Below are 22,385 nucleotides of genomic sequence, written 5' to 3' on the forward strand. Positions count from 1 at the left end.
AACTCCATAGGAGCGCGGGAGCAAGACTGCGAGCATGACTTCATGCCCCGAGATGCCCCTGTCGATGGTCTACGTGCCGCGATTCTTACCGATATCGACCAGAGTGCGCGGACCGGCGCCCCGCCGCTCGGCCATTTGGTCGGCCTGCATCGAATCCAGGACGCCACGGACCTTTTTATATTGGCTTTCGAGCCAACACGCCCCGCGATGCTCGGCGGTCCCGGCCTGCTCGAGGTCGCCATGCTGGCCGACCTCGCCTTGGGCGGAGTACTGCGCAACGAAGTAGGCCCGAGTTTGTCGATGCCCACCATCACGATGACAATTCAGCTCGCTCCCGCGACCGCGACCGAAGTCAGGACCGCAGCCGCGGAGGTGACCGCTGTCCTGGACCGAACAGGCATGTCCCGCTGCCGTTTACTGGCCGCAGACGGCGCGATCGTCGGCGATGCCGCCGGGGTTTTCGCGCTCCCCGCACGCCCATACGACGGGCCTGGTCGACCGATGCCGTGGGACAGCCCGCCAGGCGAGGAGGCGCTCGACACCGCGGCACCGGAGTTGGGCCGATCCAACACCGACGGTTGCCTCGACTCGATCGAGGCGCACGCGCTGACCGAACCTGAACCCGAACGCGCCTGGGGCACTGCGCACATAGCACAACAGGTCGCAGCGACCGCCGACTCGATCGCCATGACGCCTACCGGAGTGCTGGGCAACCGGCTCGGCCACGTCCAAGGCGGTGCGATGGTGACCGCCGCGGTGCGGGCAATCGAGCTCAGGACCGGCTTCACCGCCGACGAACTCGCCTCGGTTACCGCGGAATTCGTGGGCGCCACCACACTGGACGGCCTCGTTGTCGCTACTGTCGACGTGCTGAAGCAAAGCCCCCGATCCTTGTTCGCCAGAGTGGCGCTCACCCAAGAAGGGCAGCTTCGTTGCCACGTTTCAGCAGTCTTCCGGAAATGACCACCGTGCGCCGTCAACACACACAGGGGCGGGTATTGACGCAGTCCGATTCCGACACCATCGGCCGGGCATTGCGTTCCGCCGGGCTCGAGGTCCGCGATGACGCGGGGACCCGAGGCATGTACGCCTCCGATGCGTCGCTCTACCGCATTCCGCCGCTGGCGGTCGTTCGTCCTCGCACCGTCGAGGAAGTCGCCACCGCGCTGGCGGTAAGCCGGGAGCATGGCGTTCCCCTCACCTCGCGTGGTGCGGGAACATCCGTGGCGGGCAACGCCGTCGGCAGAGGAATCGTGCTCGACTTTTCGCGGTACCTCGATCGCGTGCTCGCCGTCGACCCGCAGGCGCGCACGGCGATCGTCGAGCCGGGGACGGTGCACGCGACGTTGCAAAGGGCCGTTACCCCGCACGGTATTCGTTTCGGGCCCGACCCCTCCACCCATACACGCTGCACCATCGGCGGAATGATCGGAAACAACGCGTGCGGGTCCCGCTCGCTCGCCTACGGCCGTACTTCCGACAATATCGCCGGATTGGAACTGCTCACCGCCGACGGTCAGCAGCTGGTCACCGGGTATGACGAGGCCGGTGCGCCGTTCGCCCACGGTGCCGATGAGGTCATTGCCGATGTCCGCCTGGCAATGACTCGTCATTTGGCAACGGCGCGTACCGAATTCGACCGATTCGGCAGGCAGGTCTCGGGGTACGCGGCCCAGCATCTGTTGCCGGAACGTTTCGACCTCACTCGGGCGCTCGTCGGTTCCGAAGGCACACTCGCCGTGATCACCCGCGCAACCGTGAGACTGGTTGCCGATGCGTCGGTGCGGGTGGTCGTGGTCCTCGGGTTTTCCGACATCGTCGCGGCCGGTGCGGCTGCCCCGAGCGTGGTCGCCCACGGGCCGACCGCCTGCGAAGGGCTGGATTCCCGTCTCATCGACGTACTTCGAGAGCGACGTGGTCCCGATGTAGTGCCCACGTTGCCACGCGGACGGGCTTGGCTGTTCGTGGAGTTCGCGGGCGCGCACCTCGGCGAAGTCGAGGCACGGGCCGAAGCATTGGCCGCCGCCGATATTGGCGAAACATCCGCCGTCGTCACCGATCCCGTAGCTCGAGCGGGTCTGTGGCGGGTCCGTGAGGACGGCGCCGGACTCGCCGGTCGAGCACCGTCGAGTCGCCCCGCGTGGCCGGGTTGGGAGGACTCGGCAGTTCCTCCTGCCCGGCTCGGCGAGTATTTGGCGCGTTTCGACGAGCTCGTCACCGACTACGGCATGACCTCGGCGCCCTATGGTCACTTCGGCGAGGGCTGCATACACGTGCGGCTCGATTTCCCGCTCGAACGAACCGACAGCACCCGAATCATGCGCGAATTCCTCACCGAAGCAGCGCGATTGGTCGGCGGGTTCGGCGGCTCGCTCTCGGGCGAGCACGGTGACGGCCGCGCCCGTTCCGAATTGTTGCCGCAGATGTATTCCACCGACGCGATTTCGATGTTCGGCGCCATCAAGGCCGCGTTCGATCCATCGAATCTGTTGAACCCGGGGGTTCTGGTCGATCCCGATCCGATCGACGTCGACGTGCGCCCGGCAACCCACTTTCCGCACAGGGACTTGGCGATCGCCTACCCGCATGACGGCGGGAGCATGGCTCGTGCGGTGCACCGATGTACGGGGGTGGGAAAATGTCGGGCGGACAATTCGCCCTCCGGCGGGGTGATGTGCCCGTCGTACCAGGCCACAAGCGAGGAGAAGGACTCGACCCGTGGCCGTGCACGGGTGTTGCAGGAAGTGGTGCGCGGCGAGTTGGCGTGGTCGCATCCTTCGGTGCACGACGCGATGGACCTCTGCCTTTCGTGCAAGGGGTGCTCCTCCGATTGCCCCTCGGGAATCGACATGGCCACCTACAAGTCCGAGGTGCTGCACCAGACCTATCGGCGACGTTTGCGGCCCCGCTCCCATTACAGCTTGGGCAAGCTCCCGATGTGGGCGCGATGGGCAGGATGGGTGCCGCGTGCGGCGAACGCGATGCTCACTGTGCCCGGCCTCGGACGAGTACTGCTGTGGTTGGCCGGTGTCGACCGGCGCCGTAGCGTTCCACGGTTCGCGCGGCGACCGTTCCGCCGGATGTTCGAGCCGACGACCTCCGAGCGCACCCCGGTCGTCCTGTTCGCCGACTCCTTCTCCGACGCGTTCGACCCGGAAGTCGCCGAGGCGACCGTTCGCGTACTGCGGGCAGCGGGGTACGAGCCACGGCTCCCCTCGGGTTCGGTGTGCTGCGCCATCACCTGGATCACGACCGGCCAACTCGACTCGGCCAAGAAGATTCTCGCTCGTACGGTGGACGTTCTCGCCGCCGACGCGATGGCAGGGCTCCCGATCGTCGGGATAGAACCATCGTGTACCGCGGCGCTGCGTGCCGACATGCCGGATCTGCTTCCCGGAAACGACCGAGGCGCCGTGGTGTCGGCTCAGGTCATGACCCTCGCCGAATTGCTTGCCGGGACGCCGGGATGGTCACTGCCCGACCTGACCGGAACCGAAATCATCGCCCAACCGCATTGTCATCATCACGCCGTTCTGGGCTGGCACGCCGATGCGGAGCTACTGGCGGCAAGCGGCGCGACGGTAAGGACGGTGGCCGGATGCTGCGGATTGGCCGGTAACTTCGGTGTCGAACGAGGCCATTACGACGTGTCGGTGGCGGTCGCCGAGCAGAACCTGCTCCCCGCTGTCGACGCCGCGCCCGAGGCCGTCGTACTCGCCGACGGTTTCTCGTGTCGCACCCAACTTGCCGACCTTCGTCACCGGAACGCGCTGCACTTGGCGCAGCTGCTCGACGCAACCACGGACGCGACGAGTCAGTCGTGAGCGCCGCGTCCGGCAATGGTCTCTCGGGTTTGCTTGGCTTCTCGGGCTTCTCGCACCAGCAGCGCCGCGGCGAGGCGTTGATCGGCGTCATCGAGATCGAGGCCGGACACTTCGGATATGCGCTGCATCCGGTGCCGCAACGTGTTGGGGTGCAGATAGAGCTGGGCCGATGCCGCTGAGAAAGAACCGAACGCATCCAGAAACGTCGCCAGGGTGCCGATGAAGTTGGTGTCCTGTTGCGCGTCGTGCTCGGCCAGAACCTGGATAGGGCTGTAGGGAAGGACGCCGTTCTCGTCGAGGCCGCGGCGCGCAGCAACCAGAACCAACTCGGCCCAGTTCGTTTCCGGTGTCGACACGGTGCCGAGCGCACCCGAGGCGCCGGCCGCCCGCAAGAGATCTTCGACGATCTTCCGTGCGGGCGGGAGCATGTCGGGCGCCGCGGCGACCGGCGCGACAGCCGCGTTCGCGGCTGCGCCCATGCTGGACAACTGGTGCAACGCGCGCTGCGCGCTGTTGACCAAACGATCGGGCGTCGCGCTGGGCGCGGGCACCAGCGCCCAGTAGGTGTCGTCGATTCGAGCAACGAGAGATGCCTGGTCGATACCGGCGAAGTGCAGCGAGAGAAAATGCACGAATCGCTCGGTAACCAGGTGATTCGGCAGATTCGCGAGACTATCGGTATCGCCGCGTAGATCGAATCCGACGGCGAACAATCCACCGGGTGGGAGCGCTGCGTCGAGCGCGGACGTCAGCTGAACGCCATCCCACAGCAGCGACCGCATCGTCCGTTCCCTTGACAGCTGCTCCGCGTCGTGCGCGTGGCGGTGGCGGAGCATGACCGGCACCGCCAGCCGTGCCGCGCGCCGCAACGCCGCCTCGGCATGTGACGCGAAGGGCTCGGCGCCTTCGGCCACCGAGATCTCGCCGACGACGTCGTTGCCGGCGTGCACCGCGATCCGTAGCCGGGTGTGCAGGTCTGAATACTCCTCGACGCGCACGACCCGCCCCGGTTCGGAGTAGGTCTGGTACGCGGTCCGGTCGGCGGTGAAGCGTCGCACCCACTGATCCGGCGTTCGTCGGCCCAGAATCGTCTCGCGCCGAACATGATCGAGCTCGTGGCCCTGGACAGAGTAGGCGACGACACGGTGCGCGCGGTCGTAGACCACCACCGAGCCGCCCACCATGACGGCTACCGCGTCGGCAAGCCCGTGCACCGATCCTGGACCAGTGTCACTGCCGGCCTCGTCGTGCGAGGCGAGCAGCATCGTGCGGATCAGCACGAACAGCTGGGTCCACGCGACATCCGATTCGAGGACCGCGATACCAGCGGGAGCGTGCACGCCGACCGCGGGTGCCACGACGACTGCTCGGCAGCCGACGCTGGCGGCCCGCTTCATCAGGTCGGCCTCGGCGCCGGCGTTCGTCGCCAGCACGATCTGATCGGGCCCGATCGTCGTCACGCCGTCGTCAAGCAGCACTTCGGTCAGCTCAGGATCGACCTCGCGTGACCCACGCTCGCGCAGTACACCTTCGCCGACTGCGCGCACGAGGTGCGAAAGCAACATCACCTACCTCCTCGGCCGGAACGCCGACCACGGAACAAGAGCCACTGCGACAGGGATATCTTGCCCGTCCCGCACCGCGCGGCGCCGCACATCGGTTGCCCGCCGACGAACGGGTCCTACGCCGACGTAATCAGTGCTCCTCGCCGACAGCGCGGATGACCGCGGGTGTCGCCGCCGCGACATCCACTGCCGCCTGCTCCGTCGCGGCTGAATGCGGTGCGCCGCTGATGACGTCGCGGTTTTTGGTCTCGGGAAGCAGTCGGATGCACACGAGGCTGAACAGCGCGGTGACCACGAGCATGCCGCCGACGGCGATTCCGCCCCACCGCGCGTCCAGCGCCGGAGCGAGCAGCGGGACGACGCCGCCACCGATCACGCCGCCCAGGGCGAACGCCAGTCCGGCGCCGGTGTAGCGGGAACGCGTCTCGAACAGTTCCGGCAAGAACGCGCCGACAGGTGCGAAGTTGATGCCGAAGACGATGAGGACCGCTGTCAACCCGAGGAAGAATACGAAAGCGCCACCCAGGTCGAGGAATGGGAACAGTGCGAAAGCAACGACTACACCGCTCACGCAGGCAACGGTAATGGTGTTGCGCCGACCGAACCGGTCGGAGAGACGGCCTGCGACGATCACGGTGCACGCCAGGATGAGCGAGGCGATCACACCCGCGACCAGAACCGTATTCATACTCAACCCCATACCGCTCTCGCTGGTGGCGTAGCTGGTGAGGTACGCGGTGCCGATGTAGAAGAAGCTGTACTGCATCGTGATTCCGCCGGCGGCGAGCAGAACCTCGCGGGACTGGTGGCGGATCACCTGGAGAAATGGCGCCGTGCGTTTTTCGCCGTCCTCGGCCGCCACGGCTTGCGCGTGTGTGAAAGCAGGCGTTTCCGCGACGGTGAGCCGCACCCACAGGCCGAGCACGATCAACGCCAGGCTGGCGACGAACGGAATGCGCCATCCCCAATCGAGGAACGTGTCGTTACCGGCGAAGACGGTGCTCACGATCAAGAAGGCTCCGGCGGAGAACAGATATCCCAACGGCGCACCCAATTGCGGGTAAACCGCATAGCGCCCCCGTTTACCTATCGGGGAATGTTCGGCAGTGAGTAGTGTGGCGCCGGCCCATTCGCCGCCGACCGCGAATCCCTGTGCCGCACGCAGAATCACCAGGATGATCGGTGCGGCGACACCGATCGAATCCGATCCGGGCAACAGGCCGATCAGCACCGTCCCGATTCCCATGATGAGCAGCGTCATCACCAGGGAGCGTTTTCTTCCTATCCGGTCGCCGAAGTGCCCGAAGACAATCGAGCCGAGCGGTCGGGCGACGAAGGCGATCGACAGGGTGGCGAAGGACGCGACCGTTCCGCCCACCGGCCCCAACGCGGGGAAGAACACCTCGGGGAAGACCAGTGCGGCGGCCGTGGCGTAGATGAAGAAGTCGTAGTACTCGATGGTCGTGCCGAGAGAACTCGCGATCGCGACTTTGCGCATCGACATCGGCGCGGTCGGCAGGCTAGCGGTGGTGGTGTTGGCTGCGTGAATGTTCATGGATGGCTTTGTCTTTCGTGCGGCAGGTGGAATCGTGGCGCCGGTCGACCAGGCACCATGAAGAGGAAACGCTCGTCGGTGACGTGCGCGTCGCGCGGTGACGAATCAGGCGACGGTCAAGGGATGAGCACGACACGTCCCGCGACTTCACCGTCGGCGAGACGGTGGTAGACGGTTTGCACATCGGTCAGTGGGCGGTATCCGGAGATGATCGCGTCCAGATCCAACTGGCCCCGTGCGGCCATGCGGAGAACGACCGGCATGTCCGTCCGGGGTCTGCCACCGTAGGAGCCGACGATCTTGATCTGGTGGCGCAGCAGATAGCCCAGTGGGATCGAGGCGGCGGCATCGCCGATGCCGACGCCGACAAGCACGGTCACCCCACCGTCGGCGGTCATCATGAACGCCTGCTCGAACGTTCGGGGCTGCCCGAGAGCTTCGAACGCCGCGTCGACCCCTCGACCGTTCGTCAGCCGCCGCACTGTTGCGGCACAGTCGGTTTCGGTCGAGTCGACGGTGTCTGTCGCGCCGAGTCTGCGTGCCATGTCGAGTTTGTCGGCACGCACGTCCACCGCGATGATCTGGCTCGCCCCGAATGCGCGCGCCATCTGTACCAGGCTGAGACCGACTCCGCCGACGGCGACAACGGCGACGGTCTGGCCCGCGAGCAGACGCGCTCCGTACCTCGCTGCACCGTAGGCGGTCAGCACAGAGCAACCCACAATGCTCGCGGCGCGCAGATCGAGCTCGTCCGGAACCGGGAAGACCGCGTGACAGGGAACCACGGAGTATTCCGCGAGCCCCGCCGCGGAAAACATGGCGAGTTCCTGCCCGCTGTCTCGGGCGAGACGTGACGTGTCGTCGTAGAGGTGCCCCCGGCCTCGGTTCATGGCGAAGAATTTCTCGCACAGATTGTCCTCGCCGCGACCACAGGAATCGCAACGGCCACAGGGCATGACGAAACTCGCGACAACCCGTGCGCCTACCTCGGTCGTCTCGACTCCTTCGCCCAGCTCTACTACTCGACCGGCGACCTCATGGCCGAGAACGCACGGATAGGGGAACGCGTACTTCCCCTCGAGGACGTGCAGGTCGGTGTGGCACGCTCCGCAGCCCTCGACTTTCAGAAGTACCTCGCCCCTCCCCGGGCGGGGTCGTGCGATGGTCTCGATCGAGATCTTCCGGTTCGGCCCTGCCACAACGGCGGCGCGCATCGAGCTCATGAGTTCCTCTCATCCCAACTGGAACGGGTCGCGGCTGATACCGGACAGCTCGGTCCACACCGCCTTGGTCTCGGTGTAGGACGCCAACGCCTCGTGCCCGTTCTCCCGGCCGATTCCGCTGCTCTTGAACCCGCCGAGCGGTACGGCAGGTGACACGGTGCGATAGGCGTTGATCCACACGGTCCCGGCGTCGAGCGCCGCGGCGACACGGTGGGCTCGACCGCCGTCGGTTGTCCACACCGCGGCGGCCAGTCCGTAAGCGTTGTCGTTGGCCATGTCCACGACTTCGTCCTCGGTGGCGAAAGAAATGATCGAAGCGACAGGCCCGAAAATCTCTTCTTGCGCGATGCGGTGATGGTTAGCGACGTCGCCGAACACGGTCGGCTCGACGAAAAGACCGTCGAGGAGATCCGCGCGATCGGGGCGTCGCCCACCGACGAGTAGCCGCGCACCTTCCGCACGCCCGGTCTGCACATAGCCGAGGACTTTTTCGAGCTGGCCGGTGAACGCGAGGGGGCCGAGTTCGGTTTGGGCAGCCAATGGGTCGCCGATCACGAGGGAGCGTGCGCGCTCGACCAAGGCATCGGTGACGTCCCCGACCAGGTCTTGCTGAACAAACAGTCGCGAGCCCGCCATGCAGGTCTGGCCGCCTGCGGCGAAGATACCGCTGACCGCACCATTGATCGCGCCCTCGAGGTCGGCGTCGTCGAAGATGATGTTCGGCGATTTACCACCGAGCTCGAGCGTGACCCGCGCCAGCCGGTCCGCCGCGACACGCATGATCTGCTGCCCGGTGCGGGTGGAGCCCGTGAACGCGATCTTGTTCACCCCGGGGTGCGCTGTCAGCGCTCGGCCGGTGTCGGCGGCGCCGGTGATCACGTTGAGGACGCCCGGTGGCAGACCCGCCTGCTCGGCCAACCGTGCGAACAGGACCGTAGAGGCCGAGGCGTGTTCCGACGGTTTAGCGATGAATGTGCATCCCGCCGCCAATGCTGGAGCCAGCTTCCAGGTCAGTAGGAGTAGCGGGGAATTCCAGGCGGTGATGGCTGCGACCACACCAACCGGATCATTGCGGGTGTAGACGACGAAATTGGACTTCTCCGGAAGAATGGAGGACCCACGACTGGTCTCCGCCAAACCGGCGAAGTACGTGTAATAGTCGGGCAATGCCGCGACCTGACCGCGCATCTCGCGCAACAATTTTCCGTTGTCGATGCTCTCGGCCACCGCGAGTTCTTCGATGTTCTGCTCGATCAGTCGCGCCAATTCACGCATAATCACCGCGCGTTCCGCACCGGTTGTCTTGCGCCACTGTGTGAATGCGCGCCGAGCCGAGGCAACCGCACTGTCGACGTCGGACCGATCCGCGTCGGGGAAACTCACCCACGGGGTGCCGTTATACGGGTCGCTGCTGGTAAGCCGTCGCCCCGAGGCCGAATCGACCCAATGCCCGCCGATCAGCATCTGAAGTCTCATGACATCGACGTGCGAATGCGTCGCCAGTACGGGCGCGGGTTCAGACAATTCGAGCTTCCTCCTCATCGAGGCTCCCGCACGCTAGTTGCTAGCGAGGCGAACTCCCTCGTGGATATTGAATTGCGTTGGCCGACATGAATTGCGGCACCAGGAGTACTACGGAACCTATCGGGTGTGGTGTCGATCACGCTTTGGAGGAACGCACTACGTCTCGGGGTCGGGGCGGTGCGATCGCACCGCGCGACGGATCGCGTCACGAACGGTGCGGCTCCTGCCCCAGGTCGGCGCGGCGCCCGCGGCGCCGATTGGCCGAAAGTCCAATGCCGAGGGCCAGGTCTCGTACGTCTGGCCGACGCAGCGTCGCCGCCGCGCGCTCTAATCTCGGCCGAACAGGCATTCACCCTGCATGGCAAAGGAGCCCTGGATTGGTCTCGACGCAACCCACCGCACCACGTCCTCGGCCGCTGGCCGGATTCCGGGTAATCGAAGTGGGCCACGCCGTATGCGCACCGCTGTGCGCCAGACATCTCGCCGATCTGGGCGCTGATGTCATCAAGGTCGAAGCACCCGGCGGCGATCTCGCCCGAGGATACGACGAGGTCGTCGGCGGCGACTCCGCCTATTTCGCCTGGGCCAACTACGGAAAACGCAGCGTCGTGCTCGACCTTCGCTCCGAATCCGGTCGAACAGACTTCGAGAAACTTATCGGTCGCGCCGACGTCCTGATTCACAATCTCGGCCCCGGCGCGATGAAACGTCTCGGGTTCGACCACGCACGCTTGAGTCGAATCAATCCCACGCTCATCGATTGCGCCATATCCGGTTACGGCAAATCAGGTCCGATGGCTGAGCGCAAGGCCTTCGACCTACTCGTCCAAGGTGAAGCCGGTTTGATGTCGGTGACCGGCACACACGACGAACCGGCGAAGGTCGGAATCTCCATCGTCGATATGTGTACCGCCATGTACGCCTTGGCCGCCGTTCAAGCCGCACTCATCGAACGGACCACCACCGCGGCGGGTCGGCGCATCGATATAGCGATGTTCGACTGCCTCGCGGAATGGATGATGGCTCCCGCGTTCCACCAGATACACACGGGCACGCCACCACGCAGAGAGGGCGCAAGGCACAACATGATGGTGCCCTACGGCCTGTACAAGACCGGACCGTCCACTTCGGTCAACTTCGCCGTCCAGACCACCCCGCACTGGCGCGCGCTCTGCACGGATGTCCTCCGAGCGCCCCACCTCACCGACCACCCCGACTACGCGAACAACGCGGACCGCGTGCGCAATCGGACCGTCCTCGAACCGGAGATCGAGCGCCTGTTGTCGGCGATCGGGCATGAGCAATCACTCGCACGTCTACTCGCGGCGAGAATCCCGGTTGGCGAGGTCAACGACCTCGCCGGGCTCGTCGATCACGCCCAACTACGCGCCCGCGACCGGTGGATGACCATCCGCACCCACGGCGGCACCGCCCCGACGGTGCGGCCACCGTTCGATCTCACCGACCCGGACGAGTCGGATCCCCCCTCTGTGCCCGCGTTGGGTGAACACACCACAAGCGTTCTCGCCGAACTGGATTGAAGTGCCGCCACCGTCACGATCACCGCGCGCCGAAGCGGGCTCCGGCGTCGACGCGACCGCCACCCCGCTCGATCCGATACAGCCGCTCCCGCGCCGTCGAAGCTCCGATCGCTGAGACCATCACGCGCACAACATGTATCGAACACGAACGAGGGGAGGGATCGACCGTCGCCCCACGGAACTCGCGGGCGGGCACACCTACCGGCGTCGTCGAGGACGTAGCGAAATAGGCATCTTCCGGCTGATGGTCCCTGCGCGTGGGGTGATCAACGAACAGCCCTACCACCATCGACGCTGAGAGCGACTCCCGTGATGAATCCCGCCTCCGCGCTACAGAGAAACGCCGCGGCCGCCGCCTGATCCTCGACAGTGGAAATCCGATTCAGCGGATGCAACGCAAGCCGATCGGCGACGGAACTCCCCAACACCCGTTGAGCCATAGGGGTATCCACCGTCCCCGGGCACATCGAGTTGACTCGTATGCCGTCAGCCGCCAACTCGACCGCCAGTGCGCGCGACATCGCCACGATCCCACCTTTGGTCGCGGCGTACGCGGCGTGATCGAGGCTGCCGCGCAGCGCGTCGATCGAACTGAGGTTCAGAATCGCGGGTTCTGTGCCTGCCTGTAGCAACGGAAGCATCGTGCGACAGCCGAGGAAGCCGCCGGTCAGGTTGACCGCGACCATCCTGTCCCACATGTCCAGGGATGTCTGCGCCAACGGAGCCGCCTCCAGAATGCCAGCGTTGTTCACCAGCACATCCAACTTGCCTGCCCGACCCCGGATCTCCTCGGCGACAGCAACCCAATCCGCTGACGACCGAACATCCACCTTGGTCGACCAAGCTCCCTCCGGCGCAACGAGATCACAGCGAAGGACAGACCACCCATCCCGTTCGAATCGGTCGGCGATGGCTTTTCCGATACCGCTCGCGGCACCGGTGACCAACGCTGTCCTGGGCATCGAATCCGACATCTCGGTATCCCCGCTCATGCCGAGGCAGCCATCGTGAGCGCGACGTCGACGATCATGTCTTCCTGACCACCCACGAGCCCACGCTTGCCGATCTCGACGAGTAGTTGACGCATGTCGACGTCATGGTCTCTCGACGCCTGCTCCGCGTGCCGCAGGAAACTGGAATACACGCCCGCGTAGCCGATCGTCAACGTCTCGCGGTCGACCCGAATCGGCCGATCCTGGATCGGTCGGACGAGGTCGTCGGCCGCGTCCTCGAGCGCGAACAGGTCGCAGCCGTGCTCCCAACCCAACAGGTCGGCGACTGCGACGAACGCCTCCAACGGACAATTGCCCGCACCGGCACCGTGCCCGGCCAGCGAGGCGTCGACGCGATAACAGCCTTCCTCCACCGCCGTCACCGAATTGGCCACCGACAGCGAGAGATTCTCGTGCGCGTGGATACCGATCTCGGTCTCTGGCCGCAACACCCGACGGTAGGCACGCACTCGATCGCGAACACCGTCCATGGTCAGCCGCCCCGCCGAATCCGTCACGTAAACACAGTGCGCGCCAGCGCTTTCCATGATCTTCGCCGACTCGGCGAGCTCTTGCGGCGGTAGGAAGTGCGAAAGCATGAGAAACCCGGAAACGTCCATACCGAGCTCGCGAGCGCGCTCGATGTGCTGGGTTGCCACATCCGTCTCCGTGCACACGGTGGCGACCCGCACCGACCGCACGCCGAGTTCGTACGCGCGTTCCAGGTCCGCGATGGTGCCGATGCCGGGCAGCAGCAACGTCGTCAGGCGAGCGTTGTGCACGACGCCGGCGACCGCGGCGATCCACTCGTCGTCGGTGTGGCTGGCCGGGCCGTAGCTCATGGTCGACGCCGCCAGCCCGTCGCCATGGGCGATCTCGATCGCGTCGACGCCTGCCGAGTCGAGCGCGGCAGCGATCGAGACGAGAGCATCCATGCCGATGCGGTGACGAATCGCGTGCATCCCGTCGCGCAGTGTCACATCCTGGACGAATACCTTGGTGGGCATCAGGCAACCTCACTTTTCTCGGCGTCGATGGACAGCCGATTCGCGACCTCGAGGGCCGCTGACGTCATGATGTCGAGGTTTCCGGCGTAGGCCGGCAAGTAATGCGCGGCACCCTCGACCTCGAGAAAGACCGAAACCTTCCACCGCGCACGCGGCTGCGCATCGATCAGTGTCCGCAACGGCTCGGTGGGATCGATCGGCGTGAACTGGACCGCCTGCTTGAGGCGATAGCCTGGCACATACCGCGCCACATCGTCGACCATCCGATGGATCGAGGCGATGATCTCGTCTCGCTTGAATTCTTCGACAATGGCAATCACCGTGTCCCGCATCAACATCGGCGGTTCGGCGGGATTCAGAATGATGACAGCCTTGCCTCGTCGAGCGCCGCCGACCACCTCGATAGCCCTCGACGTGGTCTCGGTGAACTCATCGACGTTGGCGCGTGTCCCCGGCCCGGCCGAGCGCGAGGCGATCGACGCGACGATCTCCGCGTACGGCACCGGCGTGACCCGTGAGATGGCGTGGACGATCGGGATGGTCGCCTGCCCGCCGCAGGTCACCAAGTTGAGGTTCGTCGCGGACAGATGCTGATCGAGGTTGACCACCGGTATGACGTAGGGTCCGATCGCCGCCGGAGTCAGATCGAGCAGCCGTTTGCCGTAGGGCTCGAGCGCCGCGGCGTTGGCGAGGTGTGCCTTCGCCGACGTCGCGTCGAGGACGATCTCGATGGCGTCGAAGCCGTCCATGGCGATGAGACCCTCGACACCCTTGTCGGTCGTCGTGATACCGAGCCCGCGAGCGCGAGCCAGTCCGTCGGACTCCGGATCGATACCCACCATCACCACCGGTTCCAGACGCGGGTATCCGCGCAGACATTTGATCAGCAGGTCAGTTCCGATATTCCCCGAGCCGATGACGGCGATCTTCGTAGTTTCCATGCGCGATGCTCCTTGCCTGTCGGCAGCGTGGCTCACCCACGGCCCATAAAGGGCATGCCGGTGGCCATGATGGTGAGAAAGGGAACGCTGACCGAGGTCGGTAGCGTGACGATGTGCGCGATCGTCGAAGCCACATGCGCTACGTCGATCGTCGGTTCGGCGCGGCGGGTGCCGTCTGGCTGGAGTGCGCCGACCTCGTGCACCGCGGTCATCGACGTGGAGGCGTTGCCGACGTCGATCTGACCGACCGCGATGTCCAGGTCACGTCCGTCGAGTGCGAGCGACCGGGTCAACCCGGTTATCGCGTGCTTGCTTGCCGTATACGCGGCGGCGTGTGGTCGCGGGGTCTGTGCGGAGACCGAGCCTATATTGACGATTCGACCCCCGCGCGGGGATTGGGCGGCCATCGACCGCATGGCGGTACGCGCGCACAGGAACGTGCCCGTGACGTTGACCGTCATGGTCTGCGACCAGTCGGCCAGCGTGGTGTGCGTCACCGGCTGCTGCACCCCGAATACACCTGCGGAATTGATCAGGGTGTCGATACGCCCGAGCTGGTCGACAAGTCCGCCGAAGAACAACTCGACCGCCGCCTCGTCGGTCACGTCCAGGACAGCGATCGCACCCGAACCTGCCAACCCCACGCTTTCTTCCAGTGCGGCGCGAGTACGGCCGCAGAACACGACATGGTGTCCGATCCGGGCAAGTGCGATGCCGGTGGCCCGCCCGATACCGCTTCCCCCGCCGGTGACCACCGTGACCGGCGAGCGCGCGCCGGATGCTTCAGTGGCTGGCACGGGGCACGCCCGATCCGCGCTTGCCGCGCAGGAAATCCAGGTCGGCCCCGGTGTCGGCCTGCATGACGTGCTCGACATACAGCTGCGTGTAACCGCCACCCCCTGCCGGTTCGGCTCCGCCGCCCGGCCGAATCTCGTTGCGGCGTCGTGTCATTTCCTCCTCCTCGACCTCGAGGTGCAGCCGCCGCCGCGGTACGTCGAGCTCGATGACGTCACCGCTGCGCACAAAGGCGAGCGGTCCACCGACGGCGGACTCCGGCGCGACGTGCAGCACGACAGCACCGAAGGCCGTCCCGCTCATTCGTGCGTCGGATATGCGGACCATGTCGGTGACACCCGCTGCCAGCAACTTCGCCGGGATCGGCAGATTTCCCATCTCCGGCATACCCGGGTACCCGCACGGCCCGGCACCTTTGAGCACCAGGACCGAGTCCACGTCCACCTCGAGATCGGGGTCGTCGATACGCGCCCGCAAATCATCGATGTCCTCGAAAACCACGGCGCGGCCACGGTGTACGAGCAACTCGGGCGTGGCCGCGGACGGCTTGATGATCGCCCCGCTGGGCGCGAGGTTGCCGTGCAGCACCGCTATTCCGGCGTCCTCCTGCAAGGCGTCTCCCCGCGTACGGATCACAGGAGAACCCCAGCCGGTCAGACCGTCGACATTCTCCCCGAGGGTGCGTCCGGTGACGGTGATCGCGTCCAGGTGCAGTAGCGAGCCGAGCTCGTTGATGACGACCGGTAGACCCCCGGCATCGAAGAAGTCTTCCATCAGGTGCTTGCCCGACGGCACGAGATCCACCAGCAGGGGCACACCCGCCGCGACCGCATCGAAATCGTCCAAACACAGGTCGACCTCGGCGCGACCGGCCAGCGCGAGCAGATGAATCACCGCGTTCGTCGATCCACCGATCGCGGCATTGACCCGGATCGCGTTCTCCAGCGCCGCACGGGTGAGCACCTTCGACATCACCATGCCCTCGCGCACCAGCTCGACCGCTCGCGCGCCGGTGTCCTGCGCAATCACGCGGCGGCGAGCGTCCACCGCTGGGATGGCAGCGTTGCCGGTCAAACCGAGCCCGAGCGCCTCGACTATCGCGGCCATCGTGGAGGCGGTGCCCATCGTGTTGCAATGACCGTTGGACCGCCACATGCATGCCTCGGCCGCGACGAATTCGTCGGTGCTCATCTCCCCAGCGCGCACCTGGTCGTACATCGCGTAAGTCCCGGTGCCCGAAGGTAATTGGACGCCGTTTCGGCGGCCGGTCGAGGTCGGACCGCCGGAAAGCACGATGGTCGGCAGATCGACACTGGCCGCACCCATCAGCAGGGCGGGCGTAGTTTTGTCACAGCCGCACATCAGGACAACGCCGTCGAGCGGATTTGCCCGGACGGTCTCTTCCAGGTCCATGCTCACGAGATTGCGGTACAGCATCGTGGACGGACGCATCAGCGTCTCACCGAGAGATGTCACCGGGAACTCCAGCGGGAACCCACCCGCCTCATAGACTCCGCGCGCCACGTACTCGGCGAGATCGCGGAAATGCGCATTGCACGGCGCCAGTTGCGACCAGGTGTTGCAGATACCGATCACCGGACGGCCATCGAACATGCGGTCGGGTACACCCATCGCTTTGATACCGGAGCGGTGGAAGAAGCCGACCTTGTCTCTCCCGCCGAACCACGCCTGGGAACGGGTTGTGTGGGTGGTCTCGGCGGTGTTCTCACTCATCGTGGCGGCCCATGATCACGGCTTGGCTGACGGTGTGCGCGGCGTCGACAACGGCCTTTGTCAGTTGTTCCCGCGAGCGACTGAATCTGCTGCGGATAGTGGTGATCGAGATCGCGGCGATCGCGTGCCCGGACGCGTCGAGAATGGGCGCCGCGACGCAGCACACCTCTTCGACGAGTTCACCGTCGTCGAGCGCGTAACCGGCTTCGCGAGCGCGGCTGATCCGGTCACGAAGCTCGGCGGCGCTGGTTGCGGTGAATCGGGTGTAGGGAACAGGTCGAAACTCGCGCAGATAGCGGTCGAGCTGGTCGGCAGGAAGGAACGCGAGTACCGCTTTACCCATGGCTGTGGTGTAGGCGGGGTGTTCGGAACCCGGCACCGGTTCGATTCGGAACATCTGGCGCGAGGGGATGCTGTCGGCGTAGACGATGGCGCCCTGGTAGAGAGTGCCCAGGTTCACCGTCTCGTGGAATTGATCGGCCAACTCGAGCAGGCTGGGGCGCGCGAGGTCGATCAGGCCGGTGCGGTCCCTGATCGAGTTCGCGACGGCGACGAGCTTCATCGTCAGCCGGTATTTGCGGTTCTCTGCCACGTGCTCGACGTAACCGCCGGTCATGAGCGTGCTCACCAGCCGGTCCACGGCGGGCTTGGACAGACCGAGCTCGCGAGCCAGCTCGGAGATACCGCACGACTCGACCCGCCCCAATGCCTCGATCAGGCGCATCGCGTTGGCGACAGAGGCGACCTCGCGGTCACGGCGCGCCGCGGTGGAACCGGGCGCTGCCCCCTCGTCGGCGTCCGTCTCACCCATCATGCACACCCTTCTCGGCATTATCCATCGTGTACGTCCATTTCATCGATAAGCGAATCAATGCTTCGCAATGAGAAGATACCCACTCGCCGTGAAGTACGTCAACAGAAACTCATATACCTGAAATAAACCAGCACGTCCCTGTTGACGCTGATAGGACGATCGCCTTAACGTAATCCCACTCGGGAGCTATGATTCGAATGACGGTACATCGTGTTGCCTACCGAAGTTTGCCGACCGAGGGTAGTGATACCCAGATAGGAACCACACCAGTGAGCTATGAGATCGCCACCCTGCGCGGAGACGGCATCGGACCGGAGATCATCGACCAGTCGGTCAAGGCGCTCGACGCCGCCCTCAGGATCTTTCCGAACGTGCAGATGAACTTCACCTACCTCGACGGCGGCGCCGACTACTACGCCAGAACCGGACAGGTGGCACCCGACAACACGTGGAAGGAGATGGCAGCGGCCGACGCGATCCTGTTCGGCTCGATGGGGCACCCGGAGATCCGCATGCCCGACGGCACAGAGGTTCAGGGACACTTCATCGTCAAGGCCCGCAAGACCCTCGACCTGTACGCCGGGATCCGGCCGATCAAGTCCTATCCAGGCGCCCGAGGGGTCGATCCGAACGCCGAGGTCGATCTGGTGCTCGTGCGCGAAAGCACCGAAGGGCTGTTCGCGTCTTTCGGTGGCGGCGCGCAAATCGGCGACGACGTCTTTGCCGACATGATGATCGTGACCCGCAAGGGCACCGACCGGGTGAGCCGCTACGCGCTCGAACTCGCACGCACCCGCAGGGGCCGGCCGAGCGACGGGACCCAACTCGTCACCTGTGTCGACAAGGCAAACATCTTCCGTTCGCTCGCGTTCTTCCGGCAGGTATTCGACGAGGTCGCGACCGAATACCCCGACATTTCTACCGACCACGCGCTGGTCGACTCGTTCTCGATGCTGATGATGCAACACCCCGAGCGATATGACGTCCTCGTGACGGAGAACATGTTCGGTGACATCCTGTCCGACCTTGCCGCCGCACTGGTCGGCGGTTTGGGCCTGGCACCGTCGGGCGACATCGGCGAAGACCACGCGATGTTCCAACCGGCGCACGGATCGGCACCCGACATCGCCGGGCAGGACCGCGCCAACCCGGTGGCCACGATCGTGTCGGCGCGGATGATGCTGGAATGGCTCGCCGCCCGCCACGACGACGACAACCTGCGCAAGGCAGCAGATCTCATCGAGCGCTCGGTCATCGCGACGATGGCCGAGGGTCAACGCACCGTCGACCTCGACGGTGACCTGACCTGTTCGCAGTTCGGTGATGCGGTGGCTGCGACGATCACTCGCCTCGGCGCCGAGCTGTAATACGCGCCGTCGACACCTCGACGGCGCCGAGATGTGCGGCCTCGCCCAGCGCCACGGCACCCGGAGCCCTTGGCTAAGTAGAACGTCGATCCCCTGGCGATGGCACGAATTCGAGGGCGAAATGGCCGTGGTAGCCCAACTCGTTCAGCACGGCCAGGTACCGATCGATGTCGAGTCGACCGGTACCTGGCTCGTGGCGACCGGGAAAGTCGGCTACCTGCACGTGCACGATGCGCTTGATGTGCCGGCGCAGCACCGCCTCGATGTCGGCGCCGTTCGCCGCCAAGTGGTAGAGATCAGCCAGGATGCCCACCGTGCCCGCGCGCCCCAGAGCGCTGTCTACGCGCACGGCAATGTCTTCGGCGGCCTCGGCTGTCGTGATCGGATAATCGGCGACCCCACTGAGGGGTTCGAGCATCGGAACGGCCCCCACCGTCCGCAGACGATCACTGGCGACCGCCAGGTTGGCGATCGCGGTCTCCTGGTGCGCGGACAAGCGTCGGCCGACCGGCACGCGACCGTAGGGAACGCAGCATCGGAGCACACCCAAACGCGCCACAATGCCCGCCAACACGTCGAGGTGTTCACGGAACTCCGCGATGCGGGCCGGGTCCGAGACGATGCCGCGCTCACCAGCTACCGCATCGCCGAGGGTGAAGTTCATCGCGATAACCTGCGGACCCGCCGCGCCGACGGCCTCGACGAATCGCGTCACCTCCGCGTCGTCGGGCACCGATCGCTCGAACGGCCACCAGAACTCGACCATGTCGTACCCCGCCGCTGCGGCGCGGGCCGCCTGTTCCAGTACGGGAACATCACCGAACAGCATCGAGCAGTTGGCGGCGAAGCGTCGGGCCGAAAACATAGGGACTCCTTGGTCATTCCCGGACCGCACCACAAAATCCGGAATGCGATACATATATTCACTATACGAATGATAGTGCGCAGTCGTACCCGTGAGCGCCATGATTAGATCGAAAATATGGCGTCGAGCTGCCTCGACATGAACTCCATCTTGACGTGTTACCCCCGTCACTCTAATGTCTAATCCAGTTTACGGAGTGCTCTTCGTATAGCGAATCTTCAGATGCAGACTTGCGGTTTATGCTCGGCCCGGGAGGCACAACATGCAGTACATACGACGCGGATGTCTGGGGGTGGCCGCCATCGCTGCGTTACTGGCCGTCATCGGGGCCGTCGCCGACGCCCCCGAGGTCTGGCAGTCAGCGGTACTGGTGGCGGGCTTCGCAGCCGCAATCGGAATCGGCGCCGTCAAGGCGCTCGCGAGCTACCAGTACACCGCCTGGATCATCGCGTGCGTAATCGCCGCACTCTTGTTCCCCGGTGCGTTCGACAGCTGGGGCGGGGTCGAACTCAGTGGCGGACGCCTGATCACCACGATCGTCCAACTCGTCATGTTCGGCATGGCGACCCAGATGCGGCTGCGGGATTTCCAGGGCGTCGTCCGGCATCCACGTGGCGTCCTGGTGGGACTCATCGGCCACTACTCGGTGATGCCGATCGCCGCCGTCATCCTCGTCCACTTCGCCGGCCTGCCGACCGAGATCGGCCTCGGAGTAATCCTTTATGGTTGCGTCTCCAGCGGATTGGCGTCCAACGTCATGAGCTTGCTCGCCAAGGCGAATCTGGCCCTGGCCGTGACGATCACCGCGTTGTCGACGATCGCATCGCCCCTGATGACGCCGCTGCTGATGAAGCTTCTCGCGGGACGCATCGTCGATGTGAGCTTCGTCGGCATGATGTTCGACGTCATCCGCATCACCCTCGTGCCCGTGTCCGCGGCGCTGCTGGTCGACTACTTGCGCACCGCCGCTCCCGCCGCACGGCGGAAAGTCGATATCGCTGTCGGCTGCTCCGTGGCATGGCTGGCCGCGGTGTTCGTATTCGGCTGGCAGCTGGCCACCGAGCACCTGTCCACTACCGGAGTCAACCTGATCGAATCGATCTCTTACGTCGCCGGAGCAGTGATTCTCGCCCGTTGTTATCAAGCCCTCGTCAGCGGCCCGTTACCCGTCCTGGAGACGTTGATGCCCTACGCGTCGATGTTCGGGATCATGTACTACAACACCATCACCACCGCGGCGGGCCGGGACGCGCTGCTCGAAGTAGGTGTCACGTTGCTGATCGTCGGCCTGATCCACAACCTGACCGGGTACACGTTCGGGTACTGGGGCGCGCGGGCAGCCGGACTGGACCAACCTTCCGCACGGTCGACAGCCTTCGAGGTGGGCTTGCAAAACGGCGGAATGGCCACCGGCGCAGCCGCGGCGATGGGGATGGTCGGCACGGCCGGCCTCGCCGCGGCTGTATTCAGCCCGCTGGGAAACATCACCGGATCGCTCCTCGCCAACTACTGGTCCCGGCGCCTGCCGAAAACAGCCGATCCCGTCGACCCACCGAGCACCGCACCATTGCAGTCCGCGACAGTTACCGAAGAGGATACGAACCGTGCCTAGCCAGACAGCCGACACGACTTACGACGTACTGGCCCTCCGCTACGGCGTGTGGCACTCCACCAAGCGGGAGATCTATCACTCGTTCCACGTCTACGGCGAAGCGGACGCGCCCGTTCAGATCGACTATTACCTCTGGGTGGTCCGAAACGGGCAGCGCACGATCGTCGTGGACACGGGATTCCGTCCAGAAGTGGCCACGCGCCGTGGGCGCACACTCGTCACCCCGGTCCCGGAGGCATTGCGCCTCGCCGGTGTCGACCCGCTGACCGTTTCCCACGTCGTGCTCACGCACTTCCACTACGACCACATCGGCAATGTGGGCCTCTTCCCTCAGGCACAACTGATTGCCGGGGCTACCGAGTACGCCTTCTGGACCGGCCCCGTCGCCGATCAACCGCTCTTCGCCAGCGCCGTCGAGCGCGAGGAGGTCGACCTCGTGCGCAAGGCACACGCCGAAGGCAGACTGACGCTGGTACCGGAACAGGACCCAGGGTTGCCCGGTATCCGGTTCCGGGAACTCACCGGTCACACCCCCGGTCAAATAATTGTCGAGGTCGACGCGGCGAGCGGCCGCCGAATAATTCTCGCGTCCGACGCTTCACACACTTACGAAGAATTCGAACAGGAACGGCCTTTTCACATCGCCTCCAGCCTGCCGGATATGTGCGTCAGCCTGAACTGGCTGCATCAGCAATCCCGTTCCGCCGAAATAGTTCCCGGCCACGATCCCGCGGTGATGGCGCGATTCCCCGCCGCGGACGCCGATACCATCGGAATCGTCGCGCGGATCAGCTGATCCCGTATCGAAGCGCCTGCCACGTCAGCATCGTGCGCTTTGGTCGCACGAGCACCGTCATGCCGATGACGGGTGATCCAGAATGGAACCAGCGCCAGCGCCGCTAGGGCACGTCTCCCAATAGTTTGAGCCATTCCACGGTAAGAGCCATGACGAATCCCGCACGGTAGGTCAGGGCGAGTTTGTCGTAGCGTGTGGCGACGCCACGCCAGTGTTTTGCCTTGTTGAAG

General features: G+C 65.2%; 17 protein-coding genes. 6 read left to right on the top strand and 11 right to left on the bottom strand.

Annotated features, from left to right (window positions below; all coding sequences use genetic code 11):
• Positions 1-42 precede the first annotated feature (42 nt).
• Positions 43-963, top strand: a complete 921-nt coding sequence (locus ABEA50_RS24335) for an acyl-CoA thioesterase domain-containing protein (RefSeq protein WP_345498175.1) — start codon at positions 43-45, stop codon at positions 961-963.
• A complete protein-coding gene (locus tag ABEA50_RS24340) occupies positions 960-3,824 on the top strand; it encodes an FAD-binding and (Fe-S)-binding domain-containing protein (RefSeq protein WP_345498177.1) in 2,865 nt (954 codons plus the stop codon). The genes ABEA50_RS24335 and ABEA50_RS24340 overlap by 4 nt, the downstream gene beginning before the upstream one ends.
• Here ABEA50_RS24340 and ABEA50_RS24345 read toward each other — a convergent pair.
• The 4 genes from ABEA50_RS24345 to ABEA50_RS24360 all read right to left on the bottom strand — a co-directional run bounded on the left by ABEA50_RS24345 (position 3,815) and on the right by ABEA50_RS24360 (position 9,643).
• A complete protein-coding gene (locus ABEA50_RS24345; protein WP_345498178.1) occupies positions 3,815-5,389 on the bottom strand; it encodes a PucR family transcriptional regulator in 1,575 nt (524 codons plus the stop codon). The two genes, ABEA50_RS24340 and ABEA50_RS24345, sit on opposite strands and share 10 nt — an antisense overlap.
• A 130-nt stretch (positions 5,390-5,519) precedes the next feature.
• Entirely contained in the window at positions 5,520-6,944 is a 1,425-nt protein-coding gene (locus ABEA50_RS24350) for an MFS transporter (protein ID WP_345498180.1), read from the bottom strand.
• 116 nt (positions 6,945-7,060) lie between these two features.
• Positions 7,061-8,167, bottom strand: coding sequence for a zinc-binding dehydrogenase (locus ABEA50_RS24355; protein WP_345498182.1), 1,107 nt, complete (start codon positions 8,165-8,167; stop codon positions 7,061-7,063).
• A gap of 9 nt (positions 8,168-8,176) precedes the next feature.
• Complete coding sequence (locus tag ABEA50_RS24360; RefSeq protein ID WP_345498184.1) at positions 8,177-9,643, bottom strand: aldehyde dehydrogenase; 1,467 nt, start codon at positions 9,641-9,643, stop codon at positions 8,177-8,179.
• 425 nt (positions 9,644-10,068) lie between these two features.
• On the opposite strand from ABEA50_RS24360, the gene ABEA50_RS24365 reads away from it, so the two are divergent.
• Positions 10,069-11,232 (top strand): CaiB/BaiF CoA transferase family protein, encoded by a 1,164-nt coding sequence (locus ABEA50_RS24365; RefSeq protein WP_345498185.1) that lies wholly within the window; start codon positions 10,069-10,071, stop codon positions 11,230-11,232.
• 266 nt (positions 11,233-11,498) lie between these two features.
• Here ABEA50_RS24365 and ABEA50_RS24370 read toward each other — a convergent pair whose 3' ends face one another.
• Genes ABEA50_RS24370 through ABEA50_RS24395 form a run of 6 tightly spaced genes read right to left on the bottom strand, consistent with a single transcriptional unit; the run spans position 11,499 to position 17,512 of the window.
• Positions 11,499-12,224: an SDR family NAD(P)-dependent oxidoreductase gene (locus tag ABEA50_RS24370; protein ID WP_345498186.1), complete on the bottom strand. Its 726-nt coding sequence runs from the start codon at positions 12,222-12,224 to the stop codon at positions 11,499-11,501.
• Entirely contained in the window at positions 12,221-13,231 is a 1,011-nt protein-coding gene (gene dmpG / locus ABEA50_RS24375; RefSeq protein WP_345498187.1) for a 4-hydroxy-2-oxovalerate aldolase, read from the bottom strand. Before dmpG ends, ABEA50_RS24370 begins: the two co-directional genes overlap by 4 nt.
• Complete coding sequence (locus ABEA50_RS24380) at positions 13,231-14,172, bottom strand: acetaldehyde dehydrogenase (acetylating) (protein WP_345498189.1); 942 nt, start codon at positions 14,170-14,172, stop codon at positions 13,231-13,233. The genes dmpG and ABEA50_RS24380 overlap by 1 nt, the downstream gene beginning before the upstream one ends.
• A 32-nt stretch (positions 14,173-14,204) precedes the next feature.
• A complete protein-coding gene (locus ABEA50_RS24385) occupies positions 14,205-14,969 on the bottom strand; it encodes an SDR family oxidoreductase (RefSeq protein WP_345498191.1) in 765 nt (254 codons plus the stop codon).
• Positions 14,956-16,701: an IlvD/Edd family dehydratase gene (locus ABEA50_RS24390; RefSeq protein WP_345498193.1), complete on the bottom strand. Its 1,746-nt coding sequence runs from the start codon at positions 16,699-16,701 to the stop codon at positions 14,956-14,958. The genes ABEA50_RS24385 and ABEA50_RS24390 overlap by 14 nt, the downstream gene beginning before the upstream one ends.
• Positions 16,694-17,512, bottom strand: coding sequence for an IclR family transcriptional regulator (locus tag ABEA50_RS24395; RefSeq protein WP_345498195.1), 819 nt, complete (start codon positions 17,510-17,512; stop codon positions 16,694-16,696). Before ABEA50_RS24395 ends, ABEA50_RS24390 begins: the two co-directional genes overlap by 8 nt.
• 272 nt (positions 17,513-17,784) lie before the next feature.
• Between ABEA50_RS24395 and ABEA50_RS24400 the strand changes: the two genes are divergently transcribed.
• Positions 17,785-18,882: an isocitrate/isopropylmalate dehydrogenase family protein gene (locus ABEA50_RS24400; RefSeq protein WP_345498196.1), complete on the top strand. Its 1,098-nt coding sequence runs from the start codon at positions 17,785-17,787 to the stop codon at positions 18,880-18,882.
• A 73-nt stretch (positions 18,883-18,955) separates the two neighbouring features.
• Here the strand turns inward: ABEA50_RS24400 and ABEA50_RS24405 are convergent, their stop codons facing one another.
• Positions 18,956-19,747, bottom strand: a complete 792-nt coding sequence (locus tag ABEA50_RS24405) for a TIM barrel protein (protein WP_345498197.1) — start codon at positions 19,745-19,747, stop codon at positions 18,956-18,958.
• 292 nt (positions 19,748-20,039) lie between these two features.
• Here ABEA50_RS24405 and ABEA50_RS24410 point away from each other — a divergent pair, with 292 nt between their 5' ends.
• Together ABEA50_RS24410 and ABEA50_RS24415 are read left to right on the top strand one after the other, a co-directional pair.
• Positions 20,040-21,359, top strand: coding sequence for a bile acid:sodium symporter family protein (locus ABEA50_RS24410; protein ID WP_345498199.1), 1,320 nt, complete (start codon positions 20,040-20,042; stop codon positions 21,357-21,359).
• Positions 21,352-22,155, top strand: coding sequence for an N-acyl homoserine lactonase family protein (locus tag ABEA50_RS24415; protein WP_345498200.1), 804 nt, complete (start codon positions 21,352-21,354; stop codon positions 22,153-22,155). The genes ABEA50_RS24410 and ABEA50_RS24415 overlap by 8 nt, the downstream gene beginning before the upstream one ends.
• The last annotated feature ends 230 nt before the right edge of the window (positions 22,156-22,385 follow it).

Source organism: Nocardia callitridis (genome assembly GCF_039543305.1).
Taxonomy (GTDB): Bacteria; Actinomycetota; Actinomycetes; order Mycobacteriales; family Mycobacteriaceae; genus Nocardia; species Nocardia callitridis.

Excerpts from the sequence above, each read along its gene's own strand:
- ABEA50_RS24360 (WP_345498184.1), bottom strand. The coding sequence starts at position 9,643 with ATGAGACTTCAGATGCTGATCGGCGGGCATTGGGTCGATTCGGCCTCG.
- ABEA50_RS24340 (WP_345498177.1), top strand. The coding sequence starts at position 960 with ATGACCACCGTGCGCCGTCAACACACACAGGGGCGGGTATTGACGCAG.
- ABEA50_RS24350 (WP_345498180.1), bottom strand. The coding sequence starts at position 6,944 with ATGAACATTCACGCAGCCAACACCACCACCGCTAGCCTGCCGACCGCG.
- dmpG (WP_345498187.1), bottom strand. The coding sequence starts at position 13,231 with ATGCCCACCAAGGTATTCGTCCAGGATGTGACACTGCGCGACGGGATG.
- ABEA50_RS24335 (WP_345498175.1), top strand. The coding sequence starts at position 43 with ATGCCCCGAGATGCCCCTGTCGATGGTCTACGTGCCGCGATTCTTACC.
- ABEA50_RS24355 (WP_345498182.1), bottom strand. The coding sequence starts at position 8,167 with ATGAGCTCGATGCGCGCCGCCGTTGTGGCAGGGCCGAACCGGAAGATC.
- ABEA50_RS24395 (WP_345498195.1), bottom strand. The coding sequence starts at position 17,512 with ATGGGTGAGACGGACGCCGACGAGGGGGCAGCGCCCGGTTCCACCGCG.
- ABEA50_RS24390 (WP_345498193.1), bottom strand. The coding sequence starts at position 16,701 with ATGAGTGAGAACACCGCCGAGACCACCCACACAACCCGTTCCCAGGCG.
- ABEA50_RS24345 (WP_345498178.1), bottom strand. The coding sequence starts at position 5,389 with ATGTTGCTTTCGCACCTCGTGCGCGCAGTCGGCGAAGGTGTACTGCGC.
- ABEA50_RS24380 (WP_345498189.1), bottom strand. The coding sequence starts at position 14,172 with ATGGAAACTACGAAGATCGCCGTCATCGGCTCGGGGAATATCGGAACT.
- ABEA50_RS24370 (WP_345498186.1), bottom strand. The coding sequence starts at position 12,224 with ATGAGCGGGGATACCGAGATGTCGGATTCGATGCCCAGGACAGCGTTG.
- ABEA50_RS24405 (WP_345498197.1), bottom strand. The coding sequence starts at position 19,747 with ATGTTTTCGGCCCGACGCTTCGCCGCCAACTGCTCGATGCTGTTCGGT.